Source organism: Paracholeplasma vituli (assembly GCF_025446935.1).
GTDB lineage: Bacteria > Bacillota_I > Bacilli_A > Acholeplasmatales > UBA5453 > Paracholeplasma > Paracholeplasma vituli.
In genome coordinates, this window is record NZ_JAOEGN010000022.1 from 1 (window position 1) to 15,832 (window position 15,832).

The window sequence follows — 15,832 nt, forward strand, 5'->3', positions numbered from 1 at the left end:
CGCCACTCACTATTGCTAGTGCGTTCGACTTGCATGTATTAGGCACGCCGCCAGCGTTCATCCTGAGCCAGGATCAAACTCTCCAAAATATATTTGAATTGTAAGAATTAGCTCTTATCTTTTTTTTTCTAAGCTTTCATTAGAATTGCTTTTGTTTATTCTTTATACACTCATCATCATTCAGTTTTCAAAGACCTAATTTGTGGCTCTCGTTTGAGCGCTCATTTATTCTAACACGGTTAAGTTTTTAAGTCAACCACTTTGAACAACTTTTTTTATTTGTTGTTTTATTCGATTTGTTAGCTGAGCCATTTTCTCTATCGGCCGTGTATAATTCTAACTCACTTGAAAATTAAAGTCAACACATTTTATCAAAAATTTGAAAAAAGTTTTTTTGGCTCTATTTAGCACTATCACAGACTTTTAGACTACTAAAAATGCGCCTGTGCGTTACACACACGTGTATGTAAAAAAACGAAGCCGATTTAGCTTCGTTTGGTTTCTTCGACGTTTTGCATGAGATTCATATAACGCATCAATGTGTAGAGATAATCGGATAATCGGTTCATATATTTTAAAACCGTTTTTTGTGTTGGATAGTCCACTAGTAATCGTTCTACTTTGCGAACTTGAGTTCGAAGTAGAGATATTTGAATTGCTTCTATAGAACCATCGTAGGTGATAAATCGTTTTAAGGGTGGTAAGACTTTATCCATTTGATCGATATCTGTTTCTAATTGAGTAATGGCTGACTCTGGAATTTGGATCTTCAACTTATCTTCATCATCAACTATGATGGATGATATCAAGAACAAGTAATGATCCACTTCACTAAGTTTATCTAGAATTTCTTTTTGATCAATATAATGTTTGCACAGTGCAAGGCGAGCTGAAGCCTCATCGATTTCACCAACCAATTGAATGGCGATATCAGACTTAACCACACGACGCGAGATGAGGTCGGTTTCGCCTAGGTCTCCACGTTTCGTATAAATCTTCATTAGAATAACCTCAAGATATCAAAGAATGTCACATAGACAAACAAAGCCATGAGTAAGAAAAACATTAGATTATTCGCAGTGTTTTCAACTTTTTTGTTTAATGGACGTCTGATAATGGCTTCAATACCTAAGAATATTAATCTTCCACCATCTAAGGCTGGAATTGGTAATAAGTTCATAACACCAATATTTACAGATAAGAACGCGACAAACCAAATAAATGGTGCAATCCCTTGTTTAGCATATTGCCCAACAATATTGAAAATACCAACAGGTCCAGAAAGGTCATTCAAACCAATTTGGTTAGACCCACCAAATAATAAACCTAAGACAGCTATAACTTGGTTCACAGATTCACCAATACCGGTGAAGCCGGAGACAAAACTGTATCCAAGATCAAACTTGAAATCGGGTTCAATCCCGAGTGTAGTCGTGTAAGCAGGAATCGCTTGACTAGATAATACTTCATTTTCCCAAACAATCCAGTTCACAGTACTTTCAACACCATCACGAGTAAATGTGACAAACACAGACCCACCATTTGTGGTTTTAGCAAATGTGACTAAATCTGACCATCCTGTAATCGGGTAGGTAACGTCATTTAATTTAACTGAGGTAATAATATCATTTTGTTCTAATAATCCCGATGCTTTACCAAAAGCACTCCCAACGATTGCGCCATTTGATGAGCCTACAGTGTTATCGCCGGTGTAATTGGATAATCCCATGGAATTGATATCCACACGTGGGTTTACGGTTAGGGATAATACTTGACCATTTCTTCTTACTTGGATTACAACATCCGATTGTCCGCTCACTAGTTGTAGGGCTGGACCAATATCTTGCCAATTAGAAATCGGGGTTGAACCGATTTGTAAAATCTCATCTTGATCTTGTAATCCTGAGATGAAGGCTGGATTTCCTTCTGTTACATTACCAACTCTATTTACGTTAAGTGGTTTTCCTTGGATAGAAGCGACGATTAAGAATAAAAAGAATGCAAGGATAAAATTCATAGCTGGTCCCGCAAATATCGTTAAAAAGCGTTGCCATAATGTCTTGGATTCAAACGATCTTTCGTAGGGTGCAACTTGTAATTTCTTCTTTTCAGAAAAAACATAAAATGCATCTTTTTTTACCGTTAAAAATCTGCTAATTCCATCCACTGTACCTTCAATGAAAAGGCCTTCATTCTTACGATCATAGAGGTCGTAAGATTCGACTTCAAGGATGATTTCTGCCGGTTTAAATGTACCTAAGATGATTTCAGACACTTCACCATCAATCAAATTAAGACCGATTTTTTGACCCTTCTTGATGATTATTGACAAGTCTTGTTCACCTGCCATCGAGACAAATCCACCAATTGGAATGGCTCTTAATGCGTATTGGGTTTCCCCTTTACGTGTCGACCAGATGACTGGTCCCATGCCTACCGCGTATTCAAAACATAAAATGGATGCTCGTTTCGCGAAGAAAAAGTGTCCTAATTCATGAAGAGCTACAATGAGCCCTAGTGAAAACACGAAGGCTAATAAGTTAATGATTAAATCCATAGTTATTTGCCTACCTTTTCATAAATCTCGTGGTTACAACGTAGAATGTCTTCTAAAGACGGAGATTCAATGTTGTCCTTAAAATGTTCTACAGTATCTATGACTAATTTCTCAATTTCTAAGAAAGTGATGTCGTTGTTTAAGAATAATGCAACTGCTTTTTCGTTAGCAGCGTTCATAACAGTTGGATATAGTCCACCGAGTTCGCCTACTTTATAGGCAAGTTTTAAGAGTGGAAATCTTTCAAAATCCATCGGTTTAAATGTGAGTGTACCGAGGGTTTCTAAATCCAATGGTTTAATTTGTAAGTTTAAATGTCTTGGGTAACTAAGTGCATATAAAATGGGCATACGCATGTCAGGATAGCCCAAAATCGCTTTAGTGGATTCATCCTTAAAGGTCACCATGCCATGGATGATGGATTCCTTATGTATGACTGTTTTAATCTGATTATAGGGTAATTCGAATAGATGATGTGCTTCAATAACTTCTAATCCTTTATTCATCATCGTAGCACTGTCGATGGTAATCTTAGCGCCCATTTGCCAGTTTGGATGTTTTAAAGCATCCCCTTTGGTTACTTGGACTAATGCTTCTCTCGGTAAATCTCTAAATGCGCCACCACTGGCTGTAATGGTGATGGATTGAATATCGTCTTTATCTTCTCCTAAGAGGGCTTGTAGAATGGCATTGTGTTCGGAATCAATTGGAATCAGTTTAACTCCATATTGATTAACCCATTTTCGGATTAAATCACCTGCCATAACAAGCGTTTCTTTATTGGCTAAAGCGATATTTTTTTTGGATTCTATGGCTTTGATGGTGGGTAATAACCCAACTGACCCCATCAATGCATTGACTAATAACCCATCCATAGGGTAAGTTGCTAAAGACAATAAGCCTTCATCGCCCACAACAAACTCAGTATTTGGGAATAAATTCTGATAAACACCTAAACGACTATCATCTTTTAAACACACGATCAACGGTTGATGTTTGGTTAAAATCAGTTCATTTGATGCGTGATTTCGATTACCTAAGGAAATCCCAACAAGTTTAAAGTCCTCAGGATACTGTTCAATCACATGGAGTGTTTGGAGTCCAATAGAACCGGAGCCACCTAAAAGAAAAATATTTTTCATAAGAATACGCCTTCAAGTGGGAATAATGAATTAATCGCCATGAATACCGCTACTAAGAATAAAGCTACGAAAATTGCCGAATCAAAACGGTCCAATACGCCACCATGACCTGGGAAAATCTTACCGAAGTCTTTAATTTCATAGGTGCGTTTTAATCGACTGGCAACCAAATCACCGATTTGACCTAGAACAGATGCAATCATTGTTATTGGTATGAATACCAAGGCTTGAATCCAAAGGGGTTCATATCCTAAGGAAGAAAAGTTCTGTAATAATGTTTGTTGGAATGGGTTATTCAAAAATTCCATCGTAAAGATATCTCCATAGAATAATGCAAACACGGTTCCAAGGGTAGTTGCGATTAAAGTACCTGCTATCGCACCTTCCCAAGATTTTTTCGGACTAATCTTTGGAGCCATTTTGTGTTTACCAAAACGCATTCCGAAGAAATAAGCGAACATATCGGTTGAAATCGTTACTAAGAATAAATAAACGATAAAACGTACACCAATTAATCTTAAAATCGAAATAGCGGCTGCACCGAGACCCATGTAATAGATAATCGTAATCGATTTACCAATATCAGACCCATCGTAATCATCGTAGAAAACAATGAGACCGAACATTAGAAATACGACAACCATCGCAATTGCGACAAAGTTTACTTTAATGTCAATAGGGGTTAATCCAGGTAGAATGGTATCACTACTCCAGGCGAGAACTGCAGTTAAGTACGTGAGAATCGCCGCAATCACCGTTAGTGTACTCGGAATTTTGGAGAACTTCTTTTGTTTATTGTACATACCAATCAGTTCTAAAGCCCCAACGATAACCATCGCGATCATCGCGATTTGAAATACCATGAATAAAGGTTTTAGAATAACAATCGGAATAAATATGGCGAGCAATGCTGCGCCAGTGATAATGCGTTGTTTCATTTTTTTAGTCCTCCGAATCGGCGATCGCGCTTTTGATAATGGGCGATGGCTTTCCATAATGCTTTTTTGTTAAATGCTGGCCAAGCCGTTTTAGTAAAATAAAGTTCTGCATAAGACAACTGCCATAATAAATAGTTCGACAAACGTTGTTCTCCGCTAGTTCTGATGAGTAAATCCACAGGTTGTTTAACCATGAGATGGCCAAAGACATCTTCCTTAGTTGGTGTCTTAATGCCTGCTTTCATCATCGTTTGATAAGCTGTCAATAGTTCATCGTAAGAACCGTAGTTGAATGCGATTTGAATCGTGGTGCCAGTATGACTATCGGTTTCACGTTCTAATAAATCGATGATATCCAATAGTTCTTTTGAAAGTTCTTGTCTTCTACCGACGTGTTTTACTCGAATATTGGAGTTGAGTATTTTTGATTTGTACTTCTCAAATTCTTTAATCGGAGTAGTCATCAAATAATTAACTTCTTCTTGTGGACGATTCCAGTTTTCAGTGGAAAAAGCATAGACCGTTAAGGTTTCTATGCCGAGTTCATTCGCATATTCTGCGACTCTACCAATATTGAGTCCCCCTTGGTAATGACCATAGGTTCTTGGGAGTCCTCTTCGTTTTGCCCATCTACCGTTTCCATCTAATATAATAGCCACGTGTTTGGGTATTTCTCTTTGTTTAAGTTTGTTTATATTCATATAAAAATCACCGTACGATATCATTATACATGATTTTGAGTCATCCTCGCCATGAAAAATAAAATCCCATCAAAACACAAAAAAAGAACGCATTTTGACTGCGTTCTTTTTAATTTTAAGGATTATTTCAAATACTTCATCATGTCTGTTTGATATTTACCTAGAAGAAGGAATACCAAGTCAACAATCCATAAGATTGTACCGATTGTTCCAAGCGATAAGACTGTGATCACAAGACGAATGATGCCCCATTTGGTATCACCTAAAATAAATCTATCAATCCCTAAAGCATTGGTTAAAGGGAAGATAATGAGAATCATTTCAAGCAAACTAAAACTGTTTTTCTTAGCCATATTTTCGTTCTCCTTTTTTCTTATTATACCCCTAATTTAAGAATATTGTAAGTATCTAAAGGTGCTAAAAAAGAAAAAGGCTGAAAAATTCAGCCTTTGGAATTTAAATTGCCATGATTTCGTCAATCTTGATTTTGGTAACGTGATCGACTTTTTCAATAAACTTATCTGTCAATGTTTGAACATCTTCAATGTAACCATGTTCAGCATCTTCTGTTAAATCCAATTTCTTGATGTGTTCATTGGTTTCACGACGGATATTTCTTACCGCAATTTTACCATGTTCGGCAAGTTTTTCGGCTTGTTTTGCTAATTCTTTACGACGTTCAGTCGTAAGTTGAGGTAATACAAGTCGAATACCTACGCCATCGTTTTGAGGTTGTAACCCTAAAGCGGACGCTTGGATTGCAGTTTCAATTTTCTTGAGTGTACCACGGTCAAATGGTTTGATGTATAATTGGTTCCCCTCTGGTACAGAGATGGAAGCAATTTGTTTAATTGGGCTATCCACACCATAGTATTCAATCATGACTACATCTAATAAGGCAGGATTAGCTCTGCCCGTACGGATCGATGAAAAATCATGTTGAAGCGCATGGATTGATTTTTCCATTTTTTCTTCTGCTTCTAATAATAGTAAGTCGGCTTGTTCGTTCATCTTATTCTCCTATTTTACGATTGTACCTAGTTTTTCACCTAAGACGGCTCTTTTCATATTGCCTTCTTGGTTCATATTAAATACGATGAGATCGATGTGATTATCCTTGCAAAGGCTTGCTGCTGTGGAATCCATGATTTCAAGCCCATGTTCTAAGACAAATTTGTGGGTTAATTCATTATACATAATCGCGTCCTGATATTTTCTTGGGTCTTTGTTATAGACACCTTCAACACCATTTTTCGCCATTAGGATGACTTCCGCATCAATTTCAGCGGCACGAAGTGCAGCTGCTGTATCGGTTGAGAAGTACGGTGAGCCAGTTCCACCAACGAATACGACGACGCGTCCTTTTTCCATATGACGTGTAGCACGTCTACGAATATAAGGTTCACAGACTTCGGATACGTTTAAGGAACTCATCACGCGAGTAGGTACGCCTAGTTTTTCTAAAGCATCTTGAAGTGCTAGTCCATTCATGATGGTTGCAAGCATCCCCATATAGTCGGCTTGTGCACGATCCATACCGAGACCTTCTGCGGTTTTACCACGCCAAATGTTGCCACCACCGACAACGATACCCACATCGGTTCCAAGGTCTTTGATCTCCTTGATTTCTTTTGCTAACTTCATGACGGTTTGTGGATCTATACCATATTCAGTATGACCTTTCATCGCTTCGCCACTCATTTTTAGTAATACGCGTTTATAGCTCATAGACACCTCGACCTTTGATGATTTTTTATTTATAAATTAAGCTCTAACTTGTTCCATGACTTCTTTAGCAAAGTCATTATCTTTCTTCTCGATGCCTTCACCAACTTCAAGACGAACGAAGGATGCAACTGCAGCTTTATTGTTTTTAACATATTGTTCAACAGTTTCATCTGGGTTCTTAACGAATGGTTGGTTGACTAAGCAGATGTCTTTAAGTTGTTTGTTTAATCTACCTTCAACCATCTTTTCTAAGATGTTTTGTGGTTTTGGTTTCGCTTCTTTTGCATTTTCTTCCATTGCTTGGTGAACCAATACTTCACGTTCTTTAGCGATGAAATCTGCAGAGATTTGAGTTTGGTCTAAGTATTGTGGTTTTTGTGCTGCAACGTGCATTGCGATGTCTTTAGCAACCGCGTCATCGCCACCATTTAAGATTGCGACAGTGGCAATTCTACCACCCATGTGCTTGTAGGATCCGAATAATTGGTTGTCCGCTTTAACGACTCTTTGAACGCGTCTTAAGGTAATCTTTTCGCCAATTGTTGCGGTTGCTTCTGCAAGTAAAGTTTCAACAGTTTTTCCATTGCTTACAACTTGCATAGCTGCTTCTGTATTTTCTACACCAGAAGTTAAGATGATGTGCCCGATTGAATCTAATAAGCTTAAGAATTTTTCATTCTTAGCGACGAAGTCTGTTTCGGAGTTTAATTCGTAGATGACTGCAACATTACCTTCGATGATGACGTTGCATAAGCCTTCTGCTGCGATTCTGTCAGCTTTCTTGGCTGCTTTCGCAATCCCTTTTTCTCTTAGATAAGTGACGGCTGCTTCGACGTTGCCATCGGTTTGTTCTAATGCTTTTTTACAATCTAACATCCCTGCTCCAGTGATGTCTCTTAGTTCTTTAACTTGTGCTGCTGTAACTGCCATGGTTAATATCCTCCTAATTTCATTAATATTATACCTTTTTTTGATACTTTTGTGTCTCTTATTATAATAAAAGGGATGAATTAACATCCCTATCTACCTTTTACTTTAATGCTGCAAGTAAGTCAGCTTTCTTCATATCTTCATAGCCAGGAACATTTTTTGCTTTGGCAAGTTCTTTTAATTCACTTGTTTTAAGTTTTTCTAGTTCAGTTGGTTGAGCGGATGAAGCTGGTTGTGCTGGGTTTTCTCTTTTAACATAAGGCTTTTTATAGTCTTTGTTATCTCTAGGACCGTTGTCTCTTTGAGGACGTCTTGGACGTTCTTTGTTTTCAACGTTTCTAGAAGCTTCTTGCATGTTTACTTCTTCAGAATCTTCGAATTTTTCAACAACGCCACCTTGAGCTTCGATGACAGCATTACCCATAACCCAAGTGATGAGTTTAACGGCTCTGATTGCATCATCGTTTGCTGGGATGACATAGTCAACGTCATCTGGATCACAGTTGGTATCTACAATACCGAATACTGGGATGTTTAAGATGCGTGCTTCTAAGATTGCATTACGTTCTTTACGTGGGTCAACGATGAAAATCGCTTCTGGTAGTTTTTGCATTTCTTTAATACCACCTAGGAACTTTTCAAGTCTTTCGCGTTCTTTCTTAAGACCGATAACTTCTTTCTTAGGTAATACTTCGAATGTGCCTTGGGATTCCATATCGTATAAGTCTTTTAATCTCTTAATTCTTCTACGAATGGTCTTGAAGTTTGTTAAAGTTCCACCTAACCATCTTTGGTCAACATAGTAGTGACCAGTTCTAGCTGCTTCTTCTTTAACTGCTTCTTGTGCTTGTTTTTTAGTACCTACGAATAGGACTTTACCACCATTTTGTGCAATGGTAAACAAAGCTTGGTACGCCTTTTCGATAGACTCAGCAGTCTTCTTAAGGTCGATGATGTAAATGCCGTTACGTGCAGTGTAGATGTAACGACCCATCTTTGGGTTCCATCTTCTAGTCGCGTGACCGAAGTGAACACCGGATTCAAGTAATTGTTTCATTGAAACGACTGACATTTTTCATTCCTCCATTTGTTAGTGTTCCTCTGCATGACGTACATCATTTCAACCACCCACGGTGTGGGCACCTGGTAAATGACTGTTCATGCATGTGTATTTTAATGCCTTATTAACTATATCATATTATATATGGGATTGCAACCTGTTTTACTCTTTTTAAATCTTTTCAATACTTTTTAACTAAAAAATAAAAAGAAATCTCGCGACTTCTTTTAGGATACATAGCGTTTTGAATCAATCAAATCGTATTTGGATAGTTCTTGATTCAAGTAAAAATGAACCGGTTGATACAAGAGTGCAACAGACAAAGCCCCAGAGATTGCCATTGCGAATTCAAACGGTAAATCGTAAATGAAATATAACCATAAATCATATCCCCATACATACGCTTGGAAAGGTATGAAGAGAATACCGTATAAGAAACCAAAACCAAATGCGAAAAGGGTGAGTGCAATCACACTACGAGCGTTTTTAAATACTGTACCTAATAGTATTGGAATTAATGACCAGCCAACCATCATTGGAAGGACCAAATGCCAGATCATGGTACCCATATACATATTATCTAAAAGGGTATGTAATACAGCGATGAATAGTGTTTTTTTCATACCCAATAAGCGTGTATAGAGGATGAAGAAAAACACCGTCAATTGGACGTTTGGAATGAACGATAGGGCTTGTTCGACTACGAAGATAATGGCAGTGAAAATAGCCATCACAGCGAGGTCAAAAATTCGAATACGCACATTAAGACCAGCTTTCTAGTTTAAAGGATAAAACATCGTTTGCTTTTACATAATATTCTGTCACACCAACCATTGAAGATTCCCCATTTACATAGAATGCGATGAACTCTTGGTCACCAGGAATCAATTGATGCGTTTGATAGGTTAATGTTTTTAGCATTTTTCCAAAACTAAATGTTTCATATGTAGCAGTTAAATATTCTTCTAATACCGCTTCTGCCGAGACATTTTCATTTACTTTAAATTCTTTTGAAACCAAGAGTGTTTGATTGTAAAGTTCAACCGTTACTGTGACTTGATCGCCCTCTTCTGGCTTGGTTTGACACGCGCTTAACCCAAATGTGAGGGTTAAGACAAAAACAACTAATAACACTTTTTTAATCCAATTTGACATCATTTTCTCCTCCAGCCTACTCGTCAATAAAAAAATCTATACCCGCCTTGAGTATAGATATAAATAACAATTAAAAAATTGTTTTCATACACGCATCACCCAGGCGGTACTTGATTGGGTTTTAGGTAGGTCTACCGGCTCGATTTCATCCGCATCACACCTTCCCGTTATGCACAGTGGTATTTGTGAGTTGTCCATCTTACGGTTGCTGGGGCAGCGAGAGCTTTAACTCTCTTCCCTGTTATGTACTGAGTACACCATAAAACCAGATTAAGTATAGTTTCATTATAGGTTACTTATCTTGAAATAGCAACCCAATTTTTTAAGAATCAATTTAAACATTGAGAACATCGAATTTAAGCGATTAAAACGCTATTTATCGGTACTACCAAACCCTGAAACACGCACTTCGTCCGATGTGACATCGTCATCTGTCTTTAAGTATTTCATGAAAATACCCTGCGCGATGCGCTCCCCTTTTTCGATGATTTGTGTCTCTGAACCAAAGTTATAAATCGGAATCATAATGTGACCTTCATTGATGGGGCTATTGTAGTAATCTTGATCGATGACTCCAACGTTATTCGCCATCATCAGTTGTTTTTTTAACCCTAAGGATGACCTTGGAAAGACGAACATCGCTTCGCCATCTTCCATCGAAACCTTAAGACCTGTTGGGACTTTTTCAATCGTCCCCGGTTTTATTACGATTTGCTCAATAGAAGCTAAGTCATAACCTGCCGAGTGGGATGTCGCCCGTTTCGGGAGTTCAAAATCGGTTTGTCTATACTGTGAAATCTTTTCAAATTTTCTCATAACTTCTTGACCTCTTTAATATATTTTAATACCGTATTCTCACGAATCAATGTGGAATAAGGATGAATCTCTAAGCCATCTAATTTGGTTCTAGTTCGAATTTGGTAATCGTTTCGATTTATGATTTCATCGATATCGACCCAAACTGGGGTCATCCCAAATCTAAGCTCATAGGCTTCTGGTTTATTATCTGTGATGTAATCGATGGATACTTCATAGTAATGACTTTTTTGATAGAGTATGTGCCCTTGATTGGTACTTCTGATTTCTTCAATATATCCAATCGGTTGAATGGATTTAGGAATCACACCCATCTCTTCAAGGAGTTCTCTTTTTAAAGCCGTGATGAAATCCTCATCTAGTTCAACGCCACCCCCTGGGGTCATGTAGTCGTCAAACTTTTTTGAATAAGACATAAACAGCTTATTTTGGTCTAGAATCAACGCTCTAACTGTATAACGTGTATCTGTGGGCGTTTTTGATTCTAAACCCGGTTCAATAATGATATTACTAATTTTATTCATATTTTTTTGGCTCTAGGGTGACTTTCTTTATAGGTTGCACGCATTTTTTCTGTCGTCAGGTGCGTATAGACTTGGGTGGTTTTTAAGTGTTCATGTCCTAAAAGTTCTTGAACCACTCTTAAATCAGCGCCATTATTGAGTAAACTAGAAGCGAATGAATGTCTAAGCATGTGTGGAGACACATGGATGAGTTCACCTGCATTTTCAAATAATTGATTCAAAATGACACGGAGACCTCTTGTTGTTAATGAGGTGCCTTTATAGTTTATGAAGACCGATTTGTTTTCAAGGGTATCTCCTTTGGATAACAACAAAGGTCTAGTATAGGTTAAATAAGATTTAAGTGTTTCTGCAAGTTTCGAATGGATAATCACATAACGGTCTTTCGAGCCTTTACCATGGATTAAGATGCACTCATTCGATAGTTCGATGTCGGTTGTTTTTAGACCACACAATTCCGAGGCTCTTATGCCTGTGGAATAAAGCATATCAAAAATCAAATAGTTACGCATGCCTAGAGGTGTACTTTGATCAATCGTTTGATAAATGAGGTTAAGTTCACTCGAGGAGACCACTTTTGGTAGACGTTTCTCTACTTTAGGTGCCTTTATGGTTAAGGTCGGATTAACATCGATGTGTTTCATTTTATTGTGATATTTATAGAATGCTTTAAGGGATGATAATTTTCTAGTGATAGACTTATTCTTATAGTTTTCATTACTTAAGTGGTTTAAGTAATGACCAAAGATGCGTTCTCTTTTTATCTCTAATAAAACATCCGCAAACCCTTCTTTTTGAACAAACTCTAAAAACGCGACGATGTCAGCGATGTAGGCAACTACAGTCATTTCGGAATAGTGCTTTTCATGTAAGAGGTATTCTTTAAAAGATTGGATAGCGGATTCGTTTGTCATAAACTACTCCTTTAGATACTGTTCTAATGAAGCCTTAGCTCTTTCTGCATAAAGGCGTTTACGGTCTATTTTTTTATGTTTATCTAAGGCTGGTAAGATGCCTAGGTTCGCATTAATTGGATTAAAACTCTTGTTTGGTGTCGAAACGTAATAGCTCATCGCACCTATCATGGTGTCTCTTGGGAAAGGTTGAATTTCTAATCCTTTGAGAACTCGATTTAAATGATAGGCAGCCGATAACCCAGAGGCTGCGGATTCAATATACCCTTCGACCCCTGAGATTTGACCCGCAACAAAAAGTTTTGGATAGGTTTTGGATTGGTAACATCCATTTAAGATTTCTGGTGATTCCAAATAGGTGTTTTGATGCATGACACCATATCTAACGATTTCTGCATTTTCTAAACCTGGAATCATTCGGATTACGCGTTTTTGTTCACCCCATTTAAGGTTTGTTTGGAATCCAACAATATTAAATAAGGTATGGGCAGCGTCGTCTTGGCGTAATTGAACGACTGCATAAGGACGATTATCGTTATGTTCAAGACCTACTGGTTTAAGTGGGCCAAACAATAAGGTTTCACGACCTCTTGAGGCCATGATTTCAACCGGCATACAGCCTTCAAAGACATTGACTTCAAAGTCTTTTAAGGTAGCTCTTTCTGCACTCATCAAAGCATCATAAAAGGCATCGTATTGTTCTTTAGTCATTGGACAGTTGATGTAAGCAGCTTCACCTTTATCGTATCTTGATTTCAAATAGGCGATGTCATAATTGATGGTTTCGCCGTCAATGATTGGCGCAACCGCATCAAAGAAATGGAGTTGTTTCGCATCAAAAAGTGTCTTGATCTTTTCAGATAAGGCATCACTGGTTAGTGGTCCCGTCGCGATGATGGTATAAGTATCGACATCAATGTCTGTTACTTCCCCTTCAATGACTTCAATATTGGGATGTTGTTTAATTTTTTCAGTTACATACGCTGAAAATCCCACACGGTCAACGGCTAAACTTGACCCTGCAGGTACTTCTTTCTGAAACGCGGCTTCCATAATGAGCGATCCAATCGCCATCATTTCATTTTTTAACATTCCAACTGCATTATGCGGGTCATTTGAACGCAATGAGTTCGAACAAACGAGTTCTGCGAAGTTTGAAGTTTGGTGCGCCGGTGTCATTTTAACCGGGCGCATTTCATACAGTTTTACTTTATATCCATGATTGGCGAGATACCAAGCAGCTTCGCTACCGGCGAGTCCCGCTCCAATAATTTTGATCATAGTGAGTCCCTTTCGTTTTGGCTTTATAAAAATATAGTATTATTATATAATATTCATGAGGTGTTTATCTATGGCAACCATTAAAGATGTCGCAAAAAAAGCAAATGTCAGTGTCGCAACCGTATCCCGTGTCATTAACAAAAAAGGCTACGTAAATGAAGAAACCAGGGTTTTGGTTGAGAATGCGATTCATCAATTAAATTATATCCCGAATGAGCTTGCGAGAAGCTTATTCAACAAGCACTCCAAATTGATTGGTGTTTTAGTGCCTCATTTCGACACCCAATTTTACGCAGAACTCATCGAAGGAATTGAAAACTCAGCGATGCGTTTAGGTTACAAGATTATGCTATCCAACACACAGGATAATGCGAAACGTGAAAAAGATTATATTCACATATACTCTCAGTATAACATCGATGGCATCATTGTCGCTTCAAACGCGCATAACGTAGAACAATTGATTAAATCCGATTTACCGATTGTTACAGTTGACCATATTTTAGCTGAAAATATTCCTTCGATTACATCCAATAACATTTTAGGTGGCATCATCGCTGCTCAAAAATTAATTTCTGGTGGTGCTCGATATATTCTTGAACTTAGAGGTCCATCGTTCCTACTCACTGTATCTGAACGTTCGTTGGGATTTAGACAAGTCTTGGTTCAAAACAATATCCCTTATGTGTCTTATGACACCGACTTACTCAATCCAAACATTGAAGAGATTAAGAAAATCATTGAAGCCCATCCTGAAATCGATGGCATTTTCGCAACCTCTGACTTCTTGGCCATCCACGCTCAAAATATCTTACAAAAATTAGGTCGTCGTGTCCCTGAGAATGTCCAAATCGTTGGATTCGATAATATCGTTTATACTACACTAGTTTCACCAACCATCACCACGATTGAACAACCGATTCGCAGAATGGGTGAACTCGCACTCGAATCTTTAGTGAAACTCTTAAATGATGAACCGTTGGGTGATTTCCATAGTGTATTAGATGTGAAACTCATTGAACGTGGGTCTACCAAATAAAAAGCAATTCGCTTAGGCAAACTGCTTAATCCATGATGTCGTATAACTGTGCCTGAACGGGCGCAGTTTTTTCTTTTATAAACACAGTGTTTTTAGCTGTAATATTTACAGGTTCGAAAAGTTCTGGACGTCTCTGTTCAATGTATTCATGAATCTTTAAGGTTTGTTCAAAGAACCCACTACCTGACATTAAGTTGAAGTGTTGTCCATTATCATTGTAGAGCGTGTAATACACTTGTGTGGTTTTACCGCGAAAATCTTCAAATCCGCGTTTAACTTCTACAAGGTCATCGTACACGAAGACGGCTTCTTGAAATTGAAGGTAATCCCGTTGAATCAGCTCGGTTTCATTGTAATACCCATAGGAGAAAAATCCAATCCAATAAAACGGAAAACTAACGATAAGTACCCAAAACCCTAACTTATGAACCGTTTTTCGATCTTGTTGTAAGGCTTGTATACGGTGTTCTTCGATGATATTTTTACCGCCAATATACCTTAAATACATTGGTAATTCAAAACCAGTCGTCTTCATCGGATAAATGCTAAATCCCATAAGACCAATACAGAGGAATAACAACGGCAATAGTTGGATGGCTTGCGTATTGTACTCTAATGCAATATACCCTTCTGGTGCGATACTATTATGGATAATCACTGCGATAAGCAAAGGTGCTAAAGATAGTAATGTCAAAGAGAGTTTCTTAATCACATAAATGGTTTTCAGTTTCTTAATATCCCTATCATCAAACACGTTCTTCTTCGCTTTTTTTAGGGCTTTATCCAAACTACGATATAACGATTCCATGGATACGGGTGTATCCTTTTTTCTAAAGTGATAGAGTATTCGAATCGTCATTAGGACATAAAATAGTGCCCCAATTACGACAATGATTTTACTGGTTAATAACATCAGAATCGCCTAAATTGTCTGTCAGCAACAGGTTTAAGATAATAGAATAAACCTAAACTGATGGCACCCATAAGAGAACCCATAATGAAAAGCGCGAGATTCATATCTAGAATTTGATTTAAACCATAATACCC

General features: G+C 37.8%; 18 protein-coding genes, 1 rRNA gene, 1 pseudogene and 1 riboswitch. Of the genes and pseudogenes, 1 reads left to right on the forward strand and 19 read right to left on the reverse strand.

The features are described 5' to 3' along the window. The 18 genes and pseudogenes from N7603_RS08420 to trmFO form a co-directional block, all read right to left on the reverse strand. Positions 1-89, reverse strand: a 16S ribosomal RNA gene (locus N7603_RS08420); the annotation flags it as partial. 396 nt (positions 90-485) lie between these two features. Next, a complete protein-coding gene (locus N7603_RS08425; protein ID WP_262096994.1) occupies positions 486-1,001 on the reverse strand; it encodes a cob(I)yrinic acid a,c-diamide adenosyltransferase in 516 nt (171 codons plus the stop codon). Continuing rightward, positions 1,001-2,557 carry an RIP metalloprotease RseP gene (rseP, locus tag N7603_RS08430; RefSeq protein ID WP_262096995.1) on the reverse strand — a complete coding sequence of 519 codons (1,557 nt, stop codon included), beginning with the start codon at positions 2,555-2,557 and terminating at the stop codon, positions 1,001-1,003. The genes N7603_RS08425 and rseP overlap by 1 nt, the downstream gene beginning before the upstream one ends. 2 nt (positions 2,558-2,559) lie before the next feature. Further along, on the reverse strand, positions 2,560-3,699 hold the full coding sequence (gene dxr / locus N7603_RS08435; protein WP_262096996.1) for a 1-deoxy-D-xylulose-5-phosphate reductoisomerase: 1,140 nt from the start codon (positions 3,697-3,699) through the stop codon (positions 2,560-2,562). Further along, positions 3,696-4,637, reverse strand: coding sequence for a phosphatidate cytidylyltransferase (locus N7603_RS08440; RefSeq protein WP_262096997.1), 942 nt, complete (start codon positions 4,635-4,637; stop codon positions 3,696-3,698). The genes dxr and N7603_RS08440 overlap by 4 nt, the downstream gene beginning before the upstream one ends. Further along, the gene (gene uppS, locus N7603_RS08445) at positions 4,634-5,338 is read right to left on the reverse strand and encodes a polyprenyl diphosphate synthase (RefSeq protein ID WP_262096998.1); all 705 of its coding nucleotides are present in this window, start codon (positions 5,336-5,338) and stop codon (positions 4,634-4,636) included. Before uppS ends, N7603_RS08440 begins: the two co-directional genes overlap by 4 nt. A 122-nt stretch (positions 5,339-5,460) precedes the next feature. Beyond that, positions 5,461-5,691, reverse strand: a complete 231-nt coding sequence (locus N7603_RS08450; RefSeq protein WP_262096999.1) for an NINE protein — start codon at positions 5,689-5,691, stop codon at positions 5,461-5,463. Positions 5,692-5,794: 103 nt separating this feature from the next. Then, entirely contained in the window at positions 5,795-6,349 is a 555-nt protein-coding gene (frr, locus tag N7603_RS08455) for a ribosome recycling factor (RefSeq protein ID WP_262097000.1), read from the reverse strand. Between the two features lie 9 nt (positions 6,350-6,358). Further along, positions 6,359-7,066 carry a UMP kinase gene (gene pyrH / locus N7603_RS08460; protein ID WP_262097001.1) on the reverse strand — a complete coding sequence of 236 codons (708 nt, stop codon included), beginning with the start codon at positions 7,064-7,066 and terminating at the stop codon, positions 6,359-6,361. A gap of 36 nt (positions 7,067-7,102) precedes the next feature. Then, on the reverse strand, positions 7,103-7,996 hold the full coding sequence (gene tsf, locus N7603_RS08465; protein ID WP_262097002.1) for a translation elongation factor Ts: 894 nt from the start codon (positions 7,994-7,996) through the stop codon (positions 7,103-7,105). Positions 7,997-8,096: 100 nt separating this feature from the next. Continuing rightward, positions 8,097-8,351, reverse strand: a complete 255-nt coding sequence (locus N7603_RS08470; RefSeq protein ID WP_262097011.1) for a Rho termination factor N-terminal domain-containing protein — start codon at positions 8,349-8,351, stop codon at positions 8,097-8,099. 36 nt (positions 8,352-8,387) lie between these two features. After that, positions 8,388-9,068: pseudogene (rpsB, locus tag N7603_RS08475) on the reverse strand (30S ribosomal protein S2); the annotation flags it as partial. Between the two features lie 215 nt (positions 9,069-9,283). Further along, on the reverse strand, positions 9,284-9,817 hold the full coding sequence (locus N7603_RS08480) for a hypothetical protein (RefSeq protein WP_262097003.1): 534 nt from the start codon (positions 9,815-9,817) through the stop codon (positions 9,284-9,286). A 1-nt stretch (position 9,818) separates the two neighbouring features. Beyond that, positions 9,819-10,211, reverse strand: a complete 393-nt coding sequence (locus tag N7603_RS08485) for a DUF4430 domain-containing protein (protein WP_262097004.1) — start codon at positions 10,209-10,211, stop codon at positions 9,819-9,821. A 107-nt stretch (positions 10,212-10,318) separates the two neighbouring features. Continuing rightward, positions 10,319-10,488, reverse strand: a riboswitch (cobalamin riboswitch). 95 nt (positions 10,489-10,583) lie between these two features. Beyond that, positions 10,584-11,027, reverse strand: a complete 444-nt coding sequence (dut, locus tag N7603_RS08490; protein WP_262097005.1) for a dUTP diphosphatase — start codon at positions 11,025-11,027, stop codon at positions 10,584-10,586. Next, positions 11,024-11,551 carry an NUDIX domain-containing protein gene (locus N7603_RS08495; protein ID WP_262097006.1) on the reverse strand — a complete coding sequence of 176 codons (528 nt, stop codon included), beginning with the start codon at positions 11,549-11,551 and terminating at the stop codon, positions 11,024-11,026. Before N7603_RS08495 ends, dut begins: the two co-directional genes overlap by 4 nt. After that, entirely contained in the window at positions 11,548-12,465 is a 918-nt protein-coding gene (locus tag N7603_RS08500) for a tyrosine-type recombinase/integrase (RefSeq protein ID WP_262097007.1), read from the reverse strand. Before N7603_RS08500 ends, N7603_RS08495 begins: the two co-directional genes overlap by 4 nt. 3 nt (positions 12,466-12,468) lie before the next feature. Then, complete coding sequence (trmFO, locus tag N7603_RS08505; protein ID WP_262097008.1) at positions 12,469-13,746, reverse strand: methylenetetrahydrofolate--tRNA-(uracil(54)-C(5))-methyltransferase (FADH(2)-oxidizing) TrmFO; 1,278 nt, start codon at positions 13,744-13,746, stop codon at positions 12,469-12,471. A 70-nt stretch (positions 13,747-13,816) separates the two neighbouring features. Here trmFO and N7603_RS08510 point away from each other — a divergent pair, with 70 nt between their 5' ends. Beyond that, complete coding sequence (locus N7603_RS08510) at positions 13,817-14,785, forward strand: LacI family DNA-binding transcriptional regulator (protein ID WP_262097009.1); 969 nt, start codon at positions 13,817-13,819, stop codon at positions 14,783-14,785. 25 nt (positions 14,786-14,810) lie between these two features. Here the strand turns inward: N7603_RS08510 and N7603_RS08515 are convergent, their stop codons facing one another. Continuing rightward, positions 14,811-15,698: a hypothetical protein gene (locus N7603_RS08515; protein ID WP_262097010.1), complete on the reverse strand. Its 888-nt coding sequence runs from the start codon at positions 15,696-15,698 to the stop codon at positions 14,811-14,813. Between the last annotated feature and the right edge of the window lie 134 nt (positions 15,699-15,832).

Excerpts from the sequence above, each read along its gene's own strand:
- pyrH (WP_262097001.1), bottom strand. The coding sequence starts at position 7,066 with ATGAGCTATAAACGCGTATTACTAAAAATGAGTGGCGAAGCGATGAAA.
- frr (WP_262097000.1), bottom strand. The coding sequence starts at position 6,349 with ATGAACGAACAAGCCGACTTACTATTATTAGAAGCAGAAGAAAAAATG.
- dxr (WP_262096996.1), bottom strand. The coding sequence starts at position 3,699 with ATGAAAAATATTTTTCTTTTAGGTGGCTCCGGTTCTATTGGACTCCAA.
- tsf (WP_262097002.1), bottom strand. The coding sequence starts at position 7,996 with ATGGCAGTTACAGCAGCACAAGTTAAAGAACTAAGAGACATCACTGGA.
- rseP (WP_262096995.1), bottom strand. The coding sequence starts at position 2,557 with ATGGATTTAATCATTAACTTATTAGCCTTCGTGTTTTCACTAGGGCTC.
- N7603_RS08440 (WP_262096997.1), bottom strand. The coding sequence starts at position 4,637 with ATGAAACAACGCATTATCACTGGCGCAGCATTGCTCGCCATATTTATT.
- N7603_RS08470 (WP_262097011.1), bottom strand. The coding sequence starts at position 8,351 with ATGCAAGAAGCTTCTAGAAACGTTGAAAACAAAGAACGTCCAAGACGT.
- N7603_RS08425 (WP_262096994.1), bottom strand. The coding sequence starts at position 1,001 with ATGAAGATTTATACGAAACGTGGAGACCTAGGCGAAACCGACCTCATC.
- N7603_RS08510 (WP_262097009.1), top strand. The coding sequence starts at position 13,817 with ATGGCAACCATTAAAGATGTCGCAAAAAAAGCAAATGTCAGTGTCGCA.
- N7603_RS08500 (WP_262097007.1), bottom strand. The coding sequence starts at position 12,465 with ATGACAAACGAATCCGCTATCCAATCTTTTAAAGAATACCTCTTACAT.
- N7603_RS08515 (WP_262097010.1), bottom strand. The coding sequence starts at position 15,698 with ATGTTATTAACCAGTAAAATCATTGTCGTAATTGGGGCACTATTTTAT.
- trmFO (WP_262097008.1), bottom strand. The coding sequence starts at position 13,746 with ATGATCAAAATTATTGGAGCGGGACTCGCCGGTAGCGAAGCTGCTTGG.
- N7603_RS08485 (WP_262097004.1), bottom strand. The coding sequence starts at position 10,211 with ATGTCAAATTGGATTAAAAAAGTGTTATTAGTTGTTTTTGTCTTAACC.
- N7603_RS08450 (WP_262096999.1), bottom strand. The coding sequence starts at position 5,691 with ATGGCTAAGAAAAACAGTTTTAGTTTGCTTGAAATGATTCTCATTATC.
- N7603_RS08495 (WP_262097006.1), bottom strand. The coding sequence starts at position 11,551 with ATGAATAAAATTAGTAATATCATTATTGAACCGGGTTTAGAATCAAAA.
- dut (WP_262097005.1), bottom strand. The coding sequence starts at position 11,027 with ATGAGAAAATTTGAAAAGATTTCACAGTATAGACAAACCGATTTTGAA.
- uppS (WP_262096998.1), bottom strand. The coding sequence starts at position 5,338 with ATGAATATAAACAAACTTAAACAAAGAGAAATACCCAAACACGTGGCT.